Source organism: Bacillus sp. FSL P2-0099 (assembly GCF_038007445.1).
GTDB classification, from domain to species: domain Bacteria; phylum Bacillota; class Bacilli; order Bacillales; family Bacillaceae_G; genus Bacillus_A; species Bacillus_A mycoides.
On record NZ_JBBOXE010000001.1, the window covers coordinates 946,883 to 961,472 of the forward strand.

A 14,590-nucleotide genomic window follows, 5' to 3' on the forward strand; every position below is an offset into this window, starting at 1 on the left:
AAAAAACACAACAAAACAAAAACACCAACAAACACCGTAGTAGTAGTCAAAAAAAATTTGAAATAACACGCCAAAAACCTGGCCCTCCTTCCTATATATAGTACAAAGAAGAAATTTTTACTTTTGAATGAGGACGGGAGGAATTAGGATGGCGGTGTATCGTAATGTGCAGGTGAATTTTTGGCAGGATGATTTTGTTTTAGATTTGACGCCGGAGGAGCGGTATTTTTATGTTTATTTGTTAACTTGTTCGAAGACGACGCAGTGTGGGATTTTTCCTTTTCCGAAGCGGTTAGCTGAGATGGAGACGGGTTATAATCGGGAGACTGTTGATAAGCTTGTGCAGCGCTTCATTGATTATGGAAAGATTCTTTATGATGCAGATACGAGAGAGTTATTCGTTTTAAATTGGCTTCGTTATAATCCTGTGACGAATACGAATGTGGAGAAGTGTGTGCTTCGTGAGCTTAAGGGTGTGAAGAATAAGGAGTTTGTACATATGTTTCTTCAGAAGTGCATAGAGGAGGAGCTGAGTGTTCCGATGCTTTTAGCACATTTCGGTATGCCGAGTGATTTGGCCGTTCATGATGTTGATCCGGTTTGTGAAGAGGCGGAAGAAGAGGTTATAGAGGAAGAAACGGGAAGTCGCGTGTTTTCTTTTTATGAACAAAATTTCGGTAGTTTGTCTCCTCATACGGTAGAGGAATTGAGTGCGTGGATGGAAGATTTGTCAGAGGAGCTTGTGCTGAAGGCTCTTCAAATTGCGTATGAGAATAATAAGCGGACGGTTGCTTATGTGAAGGGGATTTTGAGAGGTTGGCACGGGAAAGGATTTACGAAAGTGTGTGAGGTTGAGGCGGATACGGCGAGCTTTAGGAAGAAGGAGTCGTCTGTTAGTACGGCGGAGACGGAGGAGTTTTTGGCGAGGTGTGAGGAGTGGGAGAAGAATGCGCCGTCTGAGGAAGAGTTGCAGCGGTTCTTAACTGAACGCGGGTGGCGTCCATGAGTATTCAAAATGTGGAGGCGGAAAAGACGGTGTTAGGTTCTCTTTTAATTGATGGAGAGCTTATTAAGGAGTGCCGTTTGACGGAGCATTATTTTTCTATGCCGGTGCATAAGTCTATATTTCGGTTAATGCGAAAAATTGAAGATGAAGGGCAACCAATTGATCTTGTGACGCTCGTTTCTCGGATGAATCCAAATTTTTTGGAGAATATCGGGGGGATGGAGTATTTTATAGCATTAATAGAGGGTGTGCCTACAACTGCCAACTTCTCTTATTATGAGGGGCTTGTTCGGGGTGCCTGGAAGATGTATCAGGCTGGCGTTCTTGGGCGTAAGATGGGAGAGCGTCTTATTGCGGAGAAGAATGAGAAAATTATTGGTGAGACGATTACGGAGCTTTGTGAGTTAGAGGAAAAGGACTGTGTATGTGAGTTTGATTTGAAGGATGCTTTAGTTGGTTTGTATGAAGAGCTTCATCAAGATACGAAAGAGAATACTGGTATTGAGACTGGTTATATATCGTTAAATAAGATGACGTGCGGATTGCAGGAAGGGGATTTTGTCGTTCTTGGAGCGCGTCCTTCTATGGGGAAGACTGCGTTTGCGTTAAATGTTGGGCTACATGCGGCGAAGTCTGGAGCGGCAGTTGGATTGTTTTCGTTAGAGATGAGTAGTAAGCAACTGTTAAAAAGGATGGCGTCTTGCGCGGGCGAAGTGTCAGGAGGTAGGCTGAAAAATCCGAAGCATCGTTTTACGATAGAAGACTGGGAAAAGGTGAGTAAGGCGTTTGCGGAGATTGGTGAGTTGCCACTTGAAATTTATGATAAGGCCGGTGTTACAATGCAGGATATTTGGATGCAGACTCGTAAGTTAAAGCGGAAGCACGGTGATAAAAAGCTTTTAGTTATTGTAGATTATTTGCAGCTCATTACGGGCGATCCGAAGCATAAGGGCAATCGATTTCAAGAGATTAGTGAGATTTCTCGTAAGCTTAAGTTATTAGCGCGTGATTTAAATGTTTGTATAGTAGCATTGTCGCAATTGTCTCGTTCCGTAGAGTCACGTCAAGATAAGCGTCCGCTTTTATCTGATTTAAGAGAGACGGGACAAATTGAGCAAGATGCGGATGTCATTATGCTTATGTATCGAGAGGATTATTACGATAAAGAAACGATGCAGAAAGAGATGACGGAGATTCATGTGGCGAAGCATCGGAATGGGCCTGTGGGTAGTTTTAAGCTGAGATTTTTGAAGGAGTTTGGGCGGTTTGTGGAGATTGGATGATAAAATAGAAGAAGGCATATAAAAAGGTAAAGGAGTGGTTACGGTTGACAAAAGTAGGTCGTTTATCCCGCATTAACGGGCAGTAAAACTCCCACCTCAAAATTCGGCTGGAGCAAAGGAGTTAGGTGGGAGATCAACTGCCCGTAAACGCCCGATTGGTTCAACTAATAATCAGTGGGGGATGAACAAAACCCCCACTGATTAAAGTTTCACTTTATATGAGCAAGAGAAGCAAGAAGAAATAGATAAAGCACTTTCGGCAGCTGGAATGCTCTTTAAGGGAATGAGTATAGAGGAAGTGGCTAAGAAATTAGATGTAACAATTGAGAAGGTGAAAGAGTGGGAGAATCGTTTATCTCATTAATCGCTGGGTTAATGGGAATATTCCGCAAAGGGAAAATGGCAGCGTCTGTATAAATTTATATAAAAATAGCCGACTATTTACTATATAATAGTCGGCTATTTTTGTACGGAGAAGTTGTTAGGTTTAATACGCAATTTTTTTGATTTGCTCTTGAATATGTTTCTTATTTTTCCATAAAGAAGGATTTTCTCTCTGTAGTAATCCATTGCTCCAAATCGTCTTGGCTACGTCGGACAAGTCGATTTACTAAAACATCATGCCATACGTAATCCTCTAGTAAGTATATATGAATGGGGTCATCTGTATAAAAAGCAATATTACGCTCTTCAATTGATGGTCCATAAATCATCTCTTTAGAATCTATCGATAAAATAAACCAATGTTCTGTAGACAGGGTTTCTGTATAAGGTGTTATACGATGGGCTTCTAGATTTTTAATGGGATTTTCAACATGCAGGGTAATACCTTGTACTGTAACTTTATCAGCTACCTCAGATAGTTCCTCTTTTAACGCTTCATACATCTCATCCCACATTGAAATGACAATACGTTTTTGGGCTTTTTTTATTAATGCCTGACAGTAGCTAATTATTGTTTTATTGTCTTTTAAAGTAATCACTCGATTATCCATTTTTTCCTCGAAAGTTTCCAGTTTTTTTAATGAATCACTGATTACTTCATAAGTAGACTGCCATTCTGATTGCGCCTTTTGTAAAAAGATTTCAACAGGTAGAGGTGAATAGCGAGTGGTGTCATTTATTTCTTCCTTCATGACAATTCCTTTTTCTACAAGGTTACCCAAAATCTCATAAATTCGCGCTCTTGGGATACCCGAATCCTTACTCACTTGGTAGGCTGTGACAGGCCCCTGTTTAACAAGAGATACATAAGATTTAGCTTCATATTCATTAAAACCAATTTTTTTAAGCTGTTGCACTATGTAGTCCACTTTTTTCGTCCTCCGATGTTTGCTTTTATATTTCAACGTTACAATAACTGTTTACATTTAGCAAATTATTAGTTACTATTCGGATAGTGACTAAAGGGGAGGTTAATAGTATGGATTTTTATTTAGACCCATCAGTATTAATTATTTTGATTGCTTTTGGATTTTTAGCTGCATTTATTGATTCAGTTGTAGGTGGTGGAGGACTCATTGCCTTACCCGCTTTATTATTTACAGGACTGAATCCAGCAAGTGCAGTAGCTACGAATAAACTAGCGTCGACAATGGGGTGTGCAACTAGTAATATTGTGTTTTATCGTTCTGGTAATCTTGATTTGAAATCGGCGTTTAAATTAGTTCCACTCACTTTCGTAGGTTCCATAATAGGGGCATGGACCGTTCATTTAATGAACCCAGAAGTACTGAAGCCATTGATGCTGATTATGCTTGGTGCGGTTGCCATTTATACGATATTCAAAAAGGATTGGGGTAGTATTTCCACTCATAAAAAATTGTCTGGTCGACACGTCATTATCTTTACTTTTTTTGTTTTTGCTATTGGTTTTTATGATGGATTTCTAGGGCCTGGCACAGGTTCGTTTTTAATGTTTGCTCTTTTATTTATTGGGTATGATTTTTTAAAAGCAGCAGGTAATGCGAAGTTTCTTAATTTAGGAAGTAATGTTGGTGCATTGTTAATATTTATGTATGTAGGGCAAGTAAACTATGCGTATGGTTTTATAATGGGGATTGCTCAAATTGCTGGAGGAATTGCTGGCTCCAAGTTTGCTATAAAAAAAGGAAGCGGGTATGTTCGTGCTCTTTTCATTACAGTAACTTGTTTATTGTTAGCGAAAAATCTGTATGACTATATTCAGTAAGTAATTTTGAACATCTTTACTTCAAAGAACGTAGAAAAGGTCAAATATGAAGGCTACATAAAATATAAGAAGATACTAGGGGCAAATTTCTTTTAACATTTTTTAGATGCTACCTTATTCGAAGATAGCATCTAAAAAAGTCTCATTTAAAAGAAAATCTAAGTGAAGAGAATGATATAAACTCATATTTTTCTGGGGTATGTTTATTGATCATAGTGAAATGTTTACTCTATATTCTTCTTATAATTAACCCGCAACAACCCCTTAAAATCTATCTCAGCAATCAACACACTCAATAATATAAGCGTCGCCCCTAAATACCCTTTTCCTGTGAGCGTTTCGCCTGTGAAAACGAAGGCAAAGCCTGCGGAAAAGACGGGTTCTAATGAAAAGATAAGTCCTGTATGTGTTGGCGTCGTGTATTGTTGGGCGATAACTTGCACGATGAAAGCGACTGCGGTGCAAAATATGCTTAAGGCTAAGATGATTAGCCATGAGTTGATCGTGCTAGGAAGTTTTGGGGTTTCCATTACTAATGAAAAAATAAGACTAAATAGGCCGACGAAACCGAGTTGTATGACCCCGAGTGCAATCGAGTTCACATGTTTTGTTACGTTTCCAGTAATGATGACGTGAATCGCATAAAATAAGGCAGACAGTATGCAAAATATATCGCCGTTACCGATTTTGAATTCACTAGTTAATGTTAATAAGCCAATTCCTATTATCGTTAACACAATTCCTAATATAACTTTCTTTTCAGGAATGTGTTTTAAAAATATAGCTGATAATATTGGAATGAAAATGACTGTGAGACATAGTAAGAAACCAGCATTAGACACACTTGTATACTTTGTACCGAATGTCGCGAAAATGTAAACGATAAATAAAACGGAAGCTAGTATAAAAGCATATTTTACAGTTTTAAAATCGACTTTGAATAAATGTTTGTAAAATATTAAACCTGATAAAAGAAAGGCAATAATAAATCGTAATGCGATTAAATTATATTCTTCTATGCCATCAAGTCCAAGCTTTGTAAGTAGGATGGATGCACCCCAAAAAAATGTAACTAGTAGTAGCATTAAATCAGCTTTTAATTGAATTTTCATTTCTATTCCCTCGTTATGTATAATTTATGATTCCATACCCCTATCCCCATTGTTTATTTTAATATTAATTCTGAATATTTGGAACAAAAATTTATCGACGTTTTATTCTATAGTTACGTACGAATTAACGTTATCTACCGCAAAAACATTAGCGAAGTTAAATCCAAACATGACATTCATTTACGTATCCGGTAGCGGAACAGATAGTACAGAATCAGGACGTACGATGTGGGCGAGAGTGAAGGAGAGAACGGAAAATGAGTTATTACGTTTACCTTTCAAATCTGCGTATATGTTTAGACTAAGATTAATCATTCCGGCAAATGGTGTGAAATCAAAAACGAAATTGTACCAATTAATGTATGATGTGATGAAGCCCTTTAATCCTCTGTTGAAGCGATTCGGCAGTGTGATAACTTCTAAGCAGTTGGGAAGAGCTATGGTGCGAGTTGGGAAAGATGGATATTCTCGTTCAATTATAGAAAGTTCGGATTTGAAGAAAATCGGTAAGTAATAGTATGTAAAAAACGCCTATTTCATATAGGCGTTTTTTTGATGGTGAAGTTATTCTTCTTCAAACTGAAAAATATTCCGGTTAATAAGTTGGTGGAGATACCTATCCATTTCAGCAGCAGAAACGCTTCTTTCATTTTTAAACCACCATGCACTTAATGAGGTGATTGCCCCTGAATAAAATTCAATGATTAAATTATTTGGCATCGTATGGTTTTTGCAAAGTTGATTTAACGCTTCTATTTCTTGTTTTCTCGTTTCGTGACTTAAATACTGTGTACGGCTAATAAATTGTTCATCAGACATTTGCGTCTCTAATATTTTACCGATTTCTTCATGGTGTAGAAATTGTTCCATTACTTGAAATGGTTTACTTAATCGATCTGAAATCGGTATTTCAGCAATCATCTTGCTGTAGCGTTTAAATCCAAATGCTAATAAAGCATCTTTATCTTCAAAGTGTTTATAAAAAGTTGTTCGGTGTACCATTGCACGATCACAAATTTGGTTAATCGTGATAGTACTATATTTCTGTTTTGATTGCGTCATTAAGTCAAATAAGGAATCCCACAATAATTTATGTGTACGTCTAATACGTAAATCAAGCTGTTTTTCATTATCATTCATCTACAATTCTCCTTTTTTGTAGATTAAATATACAATGGCTTTAAATTGATTCTCCCTTTTTAATCTACATATGTATATTATATTACATGTGTTCCGGTTTATTTAAAGATTTTCAAGTAAAAAACAGGAGGAGAATCAATACATGAATATAACAACTAAGAGCCCTGCAAGTGGCAAAGTTGATACTTCTAATATGAAACATACCCCGATTTTAATTGCATTACTTTTAGGGGCAATGGTTGCATTATTAAACGAAACATTACTTGGTAATGCGTTAACTGTATTAATGAAAGAATTCGACGTAACAGCTTCAACGATTCAATGGCTTTCTACAGCTTACATGTTAGTAGTTGGGGTTTTAGTCCCGATTACAGCGTTACTTCAGCAATGGCTCACAACGAGACAAATGTTTTTGATCGCTATGGTAACGTTTTTAGTCGGTACATTAATTGCGGGATTCGCACCGACATTTTCTATTTTATTAGTTGGCCGTATCGTCCAAGCTGTAGCGACGGGGTTAATTTCACCGTTATTAATGAATACGATTTTACTTATTTGTCCGCCTGAAAAACGTGGTGCCACAATGGGATTAATCGCACTTGTGATGATGTCTGCTCCTGCAATTGGTCCTACATTATCTGGAGTAATTGTGGATTCATTAAATTGGCGCTGGTTATTCTATATTGTTATTCCTATCGTGATCATTTCAATTATGATTGGGATGAAGTACATTCAAAATGTTTCAGAGTTAACAAGGCCAAAAGTGGATTATCCATCTATCCTTTTATCGACATTAGGATTTGGAGGGCTTGTGTATAGCTTTAGTGCATCGGGTGATGTAGGATGGTCTGATGCGAAAGTGTATGGCACTTTACTTGTTGGGCTTATCTCATTATGTATTTTTGTCGTTCGACAATTGAAAATTGAGAATCCGATTTTAGAATTACGAGCATTTAAAGTTCCGATGTTTACAATATCAGTTGGATTAATCGTCATTGTGATGATGTCGTTATTTTCAACGATGACTTTATTACCGATGTTCCTACAAACAGTTTTACTCGTTACAGCATTTAAATCAGGACTAATAATGCTTCCAGGAAGTATTATTAGCGCCATAATGGGACCAATCGCAGGTAAACTATTTGATAAATTTAGCCCGAAAGTTGTTATCGTTCCCGGTATTGTGTTAGTAGGTATTGCAATGTTCTTATTTAAAGGCATTACTCCTGATACATCAATGGTACAAATTATTGTCATGCATAGCGTATTAATGGTCGGACTCATGTTTGTAATGACAGCACAAACATATGGATTAAATCAATTAACACCAGATTTATATCCGCACGGAACAGCACTGTTTAATACGTTACAGCAAGTAGCTGGCGCAATTGGTACGGCTATCTTTATTTCGAAAATGTCTTCAGGAACAACTAAGTATATGGAAAGCTCCGCAAATCCAATGGACCCAGTAGAGAAGTTAAATGGCTTAACATCAGGATTCCAAGGTGCATTTACACTTGGATTAATCTTTATCATTATTGCTTTTATCGTATCGTTGTTCTTAAAAGAAGAGAAAAAGGAAGTAAAGGCAGCGAGGGTTTTACAGAACGAAAATTAAGGTTCATATTAAAAAGACATCTTTACAAGATAAAGATGTCTTTTTACATTTCTTTCGTAATATCATACTGCAACAACTGCCGTTGATCATAAAACTTCTCAAAAACGATGCCCATTACGTAGAAGAACAACAGACCGAAGCAAATGTGAACGAGCGTAAAGGTAGCTCCGAATGAAGAAAATTCATACACCATAATCGGTAATTTCGCAGTTGTCCAAACACCTAAGAAAAATACGATGTACCTAATACTTGCGCCTTTTTTTAATAGTAGTGCTGCAATCGGAAAGGCAACATAGAGGGGACCAGCTGCAATTCCGCCTAATAATAGAGAGAATAATATTCCATATATGCCGGACTTTTCTCCCATGTATTTCATTAGTGTTTCTTTCTTCACCCACTGATCAAGTAACCCTACAAATACTAGGACAGGGGGGAGTAGAAACAACATATCTAAAATGCTATTCCCCGTTAATTGTAATGCGCTCCATCCTAAAGATTGGTTTATAAAAGTTAGTATGATAAGTCCAATCAGCAAAATGAAAAAGAAGCGATATCTTTTTAGTTCCTTCATACCATCACCACCCAAATGATATATGAGAATAGGAGTGACATGAGTAATGCAGATGCATTACGAGCGTAAGCAAAGCTTCGTCCGAATATCTTTTGTTCCATCGGCAAGGTTGTAATTCCTACTGACATTAGTGTAGACATGAGTGCCGCAACTTGAGGAAGACCTGCGCCGTGCTGTACTAACGTATTACCAAGTGGGAACACGACAAAGCTTGGAATGAGTGCAACGGAGCCGAGTATTGCTGAATAAATAATACCTATGAACCCGGACTGTTCTCCAATGATGGAAGAGATGAAGGACGGCGTTAAGATAGAAAGTGATAGTCCAACGAAAAGCATAATGGAGAGCATGGCAGGGAGGAGGTTTCGAAATATTTTCCATGATTTTAATAGGGCAGCTTTCGTTTTAGTCCGATCCTTCATAAAAGAAATCCCCGTAAGAATAATGGCCAAAATGTAAAGGATAGCGCCATTAATCATGATAAGATTCCTTTAAGTCTTTATATTTGTCTAAGAAAAATGATAAGTTTTTCATTTTTTCCTCAATATCCATTTGAAAATCTGCTAATTGTTCTTTTCCGGCTGTAGTAATTTTGTACATCTTTCTCGGCTTATCTGGAACTGATGTACTTACATAAGATTCAATAGCACCTTCGTTTTCTAATTTCTTCAGCGTGCGGTAAAGGATGGCACTATCGATTGGATTGATCGGAAGTTCTTCTTCACATTTCTGAAGTAGTTGCCCGCCATAGTTATCACCTTCTGCTAAAAATAACAAAAGAAATGCACCTGTATGTCTTCCTGTATGCTTCATAAATATACCTCCTAGAATGAATTGGAATATATACTGTTAATGACAGTATACTGTTGTTAACAGTATATGGTGCATGAAGTGCTATGTCATTTAAAAATGTTACTGAGGGGAAATGGCAATTCATGTTTTAATCTTGTTAAATAACAAAATAAAAGCCTACTGTTTTCTTGTGACAGTGGCTTTCATAGTTGGTAAACTACTATATTACGCTTAGGGAATCTCGCCTTTTGATAGTAACACATATATGTTAGCCCTATATTGAGAAATAAAAAAAAGACACTCTCAAGAGTGCCTCTTATTAGCAGCCGAATCCGCCGCCCCAACAGCTAGCTCCAACGATGATTAATAAGATAAAGAGCACAACAAGTAAGGCGAATCCACCGCCAAAACCACAGCCTCCACCACAACTACCACCATAGCCTCCACAACTACCACCATAGCCCATATTAACTCCTCCTTCCATAAAGTCCATATATTAATGGATTTATATCACTTTATGTTTTTACGGATAAACTTGAGCAGGTCCTTTTGAAAAAATAAAAGTACTCGGTATTTTAAAAGAGTTGACGAACTTATTTTTGTCACGAGTATTCCGCTTATTACATATGGTATTTTATTCTGTGCATTGGGGGAAAGGAGATCGTTATGGCTAATTCTGAGATGATATTACGTTTACTTACGGATTTAAAGATTGAGCAGCAAGCTTTAAAAGAACAGCTGGAGAAAATGCAAACAGCTTTGAGTATTCTTGAAGAAAAACCAACTATTCCTGAAGAGAAATCAACTACTCTTCAAGAGAAACCAGTTGTTACAAAGCAACGTGGACATTCTGGGTTTCCAACATCTTTTCGTGATTGGAGAGCATCTTCTCAAAAGAACTAAGGAATCCTATTATAGTGAGTTATACAAAATCACAAATGAAAAAGTACAGTCTACTGTAGTTAATACAGAGGCTGTACTTTTTGTTATGTTAGTATAAGTTGTGATAGGCGGTTTGTATTTTCTTTGACTATTCCACCTTTAACTCGATCCCTTCATCCAGCATATCTCCATTAATTTTCAAAGTTAATCCTTGCGTATTTTTCGGAACATCGAATACAATGTTCCCTTCCGAATTTTCATTAGGATTAAGAACACCAAATTTAAATGTAGCAGTATTTGCAGCTTTAAGTACTAATTGAGATTCATTAGAAATGTGATATTCTCTTCCGGTTCCGTCAATTAATTTAAAGTTATTGTTATTTAGTGTAATGGGTTCCTCTTGACGATTATAAACTGCGACGTCTAATACTTTAAATACACCTTGTGCTTTAACTTCTCCATTACCTATAACATCTAATGAATCGGCAGAGTGTATTGATATGTATACATCAGAAGAATCTCCATGGGTGGGAAGTTCTTTTTGAGGATCCTTGTTGCTAAGTTCATCATTCTTTGTTTCTTTAGAAGTCTCCTGTTCGTTTTTCGTGTTACTGCTAGATGTATCATGTGAACTGCAAGCTGATAATCCAAATAAGAATGTGCTACATAATAATGATGTTAATAACTTTTTGTTCATAGTTTGTTCCTCCAAAATAAAAGTACTTTCATGGGTGCCATAATGATTTAATAAATCTATATTTTTCTTTATATGTATTAAATGTTGCATTTGATTATATTAGTTTTGGGATAAAAAGGAAACTCGATACAAATAAACAAGACACTTTGCAGTGTCTTGTTTATTTAAGTTATGCGCATTACTTAATAAGACGTTAGTTTCTCATCCTGAACATGAGTAACTATGTAGGATGGTTTAATTATAACATTTTAACCAGTAATGGGTCTATATGGAATTTTCAATAGTTGTTTTTAATTATTCAGAATGATACATGTGGTGAAAGGTATATATTATCTATAATAATTGTATATATAACTAGCCTTGTAATGAGTTTCTACTATATTTAAAATTGAAATATAAATGAAAAGAAAAGCACAAAGAAGGGGCTGTGGAATATGGGCGCTTGGGGAACTGGATTATTTGATGATGATACAACTTGTGATGTGAAGGATCAGTTTATTGATTATTTAGATGAAGGAAAAGTGCAGAAGAAGCAACTAAGCTCGTTTTAGAAGAGTATTTAGATGAGTTCGATATTGATGAAGATTTAGAGGAGATGTCTTTAGTGTTCATCGGTCTTGCGGCAATACAACTGGAGAAAGGTTGTATTGCCGCAAGATGAGGTTCGCAGCAATGCGATTACATTAATCGAACGCGGAGCTGATCTTGGACTTTGGGAAGAAGCCGGTGAGGAAGATTATGATGAGAGAAAGAAAGTTTTAAATACATTAAAGCAGCAGTTGATAAACTGTTAGTATTTTGAAACAGTAGAAAAAGAAGATTTGAAAGATTTATCACCTGCTGAAAATAATGAGAAGGAAAGGGTATTAGAAAATAATGAGTGAAATTAAGGGATTGTTTCAAAAGATGCTTGACGAGTATTATTTTAAAGAAGTAGGCGATTTTTATGTTGTTGATACTTTTCCAGCGGTAGTAAAGAGTGAGAAGTATTTTGATTTCGAAGATAATGTATTGATACCCAATAAATATAATATTTTGAACAAAAGTGTGTTAGCTTTAAGCAAGTTATATTTATATGATGAGAATATATATGTTTTAGATGATGTAGAATCGTTAACATATAGCAAGTACACCAAAAACATAATTGAATTTAATGATGATGTGTTAAAGTTTTTACCAAGTAGAGAAGTTGATAAACTTATATTAATATTTTCTGATTTAAGAATAGGTGTATTAATTGGTGATGGGTGTTTTAATTATATAAGTTTTGAATCTAAGGAATTAAAGTTAGTTGAGCAACTTTGTGTAGCGGAAGGATTATTTGTATGTCACACTAAAGACCGAAAGTGATGAAGAGCTTTTTATTACAAAGAAAAGACACCCATATAAGAGTGTCTTTTCCGATAGTTTTTTAGCAGAAGCAAGAAGCTCCAACAATGATCAATAAAATAAACAATACAACTAGTAAAGCAAAGCCGCCGCCACAACTACTACAACTACCACCAAATCCCATAATAGTTCCTCCTTTAATAAGAGGGGAAAACAAGGGGTCACTCATGTATTTTAACGGATTCAAATTACTTTATGTTTTTTACGCAATAATTGAGCAGGTCCTTTTGAAAATAAAGAAAAGACACCCTAAGGTGCCTTTCTCCGACTTGAACCATCTTAATTTTAATAATATTGGACTCCCGTCCGAATATTATTTTACCATGTTAAGTTGTTTTTGGAAATATGCCATATCGATAATTACAATATACGTTTTAGTTTTTAAATTATTTATCTTTCTAAAAGTTGAAATTAATAAGAACCCCATAAATGATAAACCATTCCACTAACGAAAAATACTAATCCTAAAAACAAAACAATTAAAGCAAGTACTCCATTTTGATTATGTTCCATAAAATTAGCTCCTTTTAGATTTATAGTTGTTTATTCTTTCATACAAAAAAGCCTTTAGTCGTAATTATGGCTAAAGGCTTTGATCATTATACTTTTCACTTTATAAAATCTTATGAGAAGAATTTATAATGTTTTTTTATCAAATTTGAAACTGAAAATGTACTAGCTTGATAATGAAGATTGGCTATTAGAATTGAAAAATTTTAGTTTTATTATAATTAACAGAAATGAGAGTAGTGTGAAAATGAATCCGCTCCAAATAAGTTGGTGAATACCTAAGTTTGAAATGAACCAGCCTCCAATAGTTGTTCCTAAAGTAATTCCGAGATTTGAGAATGAAACGAATAGGCTATTACCAAATTCAGGTGCTTCTTTAGCTTCACTTATTAACCATGTTTGACCAACGATTAATCCACCAGCATGTACGATTCCCCAAATGAATACGATAAAAATCATTGGAACAAGGTAGGAACCTAAATAATAAACCAATATGTAAACAATAGAATATAGAATAGGGAATGATATTACAGTGTTTATTATGCTTTTTTGCAGAAGACCACCAAATAAATGATTACCTAAAATCATAACTATACCAAATATGAATAGCATGATACTGATGAGAGATCCATTCATGGAAGTTACTTTTGCAAGGTACTCAGCGAAGTAGCTGTATACGGAAAACATGGCTGCAAAAAGGAATGTGACGGTTAAAATATTTAACCATAATCCTGGTTTGCCGAGTATACGAATTTGTTTGCCGAAAGACATTTTTTCTTTAACAGGCATAGAAGGAAGTAGGAGTAGTATTCCAATGAATGCAAGAGTGTTAACGAATGCTCCGAATAAGAAAGCCATTTCGAGTGAAAATTGGTCTGCAAGGTAAGAGGTTAGTGGTACACCTAAAGCAAAGCCAACAGTAATTCCCATGAAAACTTTTGTAACTGCTTGACCGCTCTTTTCTGGAGGGACAAGTTTAGCAGCTGTTACAAGAGCAATTGAAAAGAAGAGTGGGTGAAGTGCTGCCGGTAAAATACGAAAAATAAGCATGATTTCAAATTGTGTTGTATAAGCGTAGATTATATTTGAAATAACAAATGCAAAAATTGCTGTTAATAAAATTATTTTGCGATTAATACTAGAGACGAGCAGAATTAAAAACGGACCAGAAATAGCAACAACTAGTGCAAATATACTTACTAAAAATCCAGCTTGTGTAGTTGAAATTCCAAATTTTTGAGTGATTTGTGGTAATACGCCGACAATACCCATCTCGGTAGTAATAATTCCGAACACACCTATTGCGAGTGTCAGAATAAGTAAAGGATTTACTTTTTTCATTTATAAAACTCTCCATTCGTATCAGTATTTTGAAAGTAAATTCATTAACAAAGAAGCA

General features: G+C 35.8%; 17 protein-coding genes and 1 pseudogene. 8 read left to right on the forward strand and 10 right to left on the reverse strand.

Features of this window, described 5'->3' with window-relative positions; all coding sequences use genetic code 11:
- Positions 1-148 precede the first annotated feature (148 nt).
- A complete protein-coding gene (locus tag MKY90_RS04780; protein ID WP_341090572.1) occupies positions 149-1,006 on the forward strand; it encodes a DnaD domain-containing protein in 858 nt (285 codons plus the stop codon).
- Entirely contained in the window at positions 1,003-2,289 is a 1,287-nt protein-coding gene (gene dnaB / locus MKY90_RS04785; protein WP_341090576.1) for a replicative DNA helicase, read from the forward strand. The genes MKY90_RS04780 and dnaB overlap by 4 nt, the downstream gene beginning before the upstream one ends.
- Before the next feature lie 527 nt (positions 2,290-2,816).
- On the opposite strand, the gene MKY90_RS04790 is transcribed toward dnaB, so the two are convergent.
- The gene (locus MKY90_RS04790; protein WP_341090578.1) at positions 2,817-3,602 is read right to left on the reverse strand and encodes a TrmB family transcriptional regulator; all 786 of its coding nucleotides are present in this window, start codon (positions 3,600-3,602) and stop codon (positions 2,817-2,819) included.
- Between the two features lie 110 nt (positions 3,603-3,712).
- Between MKY90_RS04790 and MKY90_RS04795 the strand changes: the two genes are divergently transcribed.
- Positions 3,713-4,480, forward strand: coding sequence for a TSUP family transporter (locus tag MKY90_RS04795; protein WP_341090580.1), 768 nt, complete (start codon positions 3,713-3,715; stop codon positions 4,478-4,480).
- Between the two features lie 224 nt (positions 4,481-4,704).
- Here MKY90_RS04795 and MKY90_RS04800 read toward each other — a convergent pair whose 3' ends face one another.
- Complete coding sequence (locus MKY90_RS04800) at positions 4,705-5,592, reverse strand: DMT family transporter (RefSeq protein WP_033730899.1); 888 nt, start codon at positions 5,590-5,592, stop codon at positions 4,705-4,707.
- 169 nt (positions 5,593-5,761) lie between these two features.
- Here MKY90_RS04800 and MKY90_RS04805 point away from each other — a divergent pair, with 169 nt between their 5' ends.
- On the forward strand, positions 5,762-6,106 hold the full coding sequence (locus MKY90_RS04805; RefSeq protein ID WP_341090582.1) for a hypothetical protein: 345 nt from the start codon (positions 5,762-5,764) through the stop codon (positions 6,104-6,106).
- Between the two features lie 50 nt (positions 6,107-6,156).
- Here the strand turns inward: MKY90_RS04805 and MKY90_RS04810 are convergent, their stop codons facing one another.
- Entirely contained in the window at positions 6,157-6,732 is a 576-nt protein-coding gene (locus tag MKY90_RS04810; RefSeq protein WP_341090584.1) for a TetR/AcrR family transcriptional regulator, read from the reverse strand.
- A gap of 142 nt (positions 6,733-6,874) precedes the next feature.
- Here MKY90_RS04810 and MKY90_RS04815 point away from each other — a divergent pair, with 142 nt between their 5' ends.
- Positions 6,875-8,350: an MDR family MFS transporter gene (locus tag MKY90_RS04815; RefSeq protein WP_098168906.1), complete on the forward strand. Its 1,476-nt coding sequence runs from the start codon at positions 6,875-6,877 to the stop codon at positions 8,348-8,350.
- Positions 8,351-8,393: 43 nt separating this feature from the next.
- Here the strand turns inward: MKY90_RS04815 and MKY90_RS04820 are convergent, their stop codons facing one another.
- From MKY90_RS04820 to MKY90_RS04835, 4 genes are all read right to left on the reverse strand, one after another.
- Complete coding sequence (locus tag MKY90_RS04820; protein WP_341090586.1) at positions 8,394-8,921, reverse strand: permease; 528 nt, start codon at positions 8,919-8,921, stop codon at positions 8,394-8,396.
- On the reverse strand, positions 8,918-9,400 hold the full coding sequence (locus MKY90_RS04825) for a hypothetical protein (RefSeq protein ID WP_341090587.1): 483 nt from the start codon (positions 9,398-9,400) through the stop codon (positions 8,918-8,920). Before MKY90_RS04825 ends, MKY90_RS04820 begins: the two co-directional genes overlap by 4 nt.
- On the reverse strand, positions 9,393-9,734 hold the full coding sequence (locus MKY90_RS04830; RefSeq protein ID WP_002010991.1) for a PadR family transcriptional regulator: 342 nt from the start codon (positions 9,732-9,734) through the stop codon (positions 9,393-9,395). Before MKY90_RS04830 ends, MKY90_RS04825 begins: the two co-directional genes overlap by 8 nt.
- 298 nt (positions 9,735-10,032) lie before the next feature.
- Positions 10,033-10,179, reverse strand: coding sequence for a YjcZ family sporulation protein (locus MKY90_RS04835; protein WP_000540380.1), 147 nt, complete (start codon positions 10,177-10,179; stop codon positions 10,033-10,035).
- Between the two features lie 200 nt (positions 10,180-10,379).
- Here MKY90_RS04835 and MKY90_RS04840 point away from each other — a divergent pair, with 200 nt between their 5' ends.
- Positions 10,380-10,616: a hypothetical protein gene (locus MKY90_RS04840; RefSeq protein ID WP_002140614.1), complete on the forward strand. Its 237-nt coding sequence runs from the start codon at positions 10,380-10,382 to the stop codon at positions 10,614-10,616.
- A gap of 127 nt (positions 10,617-10,743) precedes the next feature.
- On the opposite strand, the gene MKY90_RS04845 is transcribed toward MKY90_RS04840, so the two are convergent.
- On the reverse strand, positions 10,744-11,292 hold the full coding sequence (locus MKY90_RS04845) for a DUF4352 domain-containing protein (protein WP_002166236.1): 549 nt from the start codon (positions 11,290-11,292) through the stop codon (positions 10,744-10,746).
- A 434-nt stretch (positions 11,293-11,726) separates the two neighbouring features.
- Between MKY90_RS04845 and MKY90_RS04850 the strand changes: the two are divergent.
- Positions 11,727-12,086 (forward strand): annotated as a pseudogene (locus MKY90_RS04850) (MarR family transcriptional regulator).
- Positions 12,087-12,168: 82 nt separating this feature from the next.
- Complete coding sequence (locus MKY90_RS04855) at positions 12,169-12,642, forward strand: hypothetical protein (protein WP_002011002.1); 474 nt, start codon at positions 12,169-12,171, stop codon at positions 12,640-12,642.
- A gap of 61 nt (positions 12,643-12,703) precedes the next feature.
- Here the strand turns inward: MKY90_RS04855 and MKY90_RS04860 are convergent, their stop codons facing one another.
- Both MKY90_RS04860 and MKY90_RS04865 read right to left on the reverse strand, forming a co-directional pair.
- On the reverse strand, positions 12,704-12,805 hold the full coding sequence (locus tag MKY90_RS04860) for a YjcZ family sporulation protein (RefSeq protein ID WP_000505688.1): 102 nt from the start codon (positions 12,803-12,805) through the stop codon (positions 12,704-12,706).
- Between the two features lie 551 nt (positions 12,806-13,356).
- Positions 13,357-14,532 (reverse strand): MFS transporter, encoded by a 1,176-nt coding sequence (locus tag MKY90_RS04865; protein WP_341090592.1) that lies wholly within the window; start codon positions 14,530-14,532, stop codon positions 13,357-13,359.
- Between the last annotated feature and the right edge of the window lie 58 nt (positions 14,533-14,590).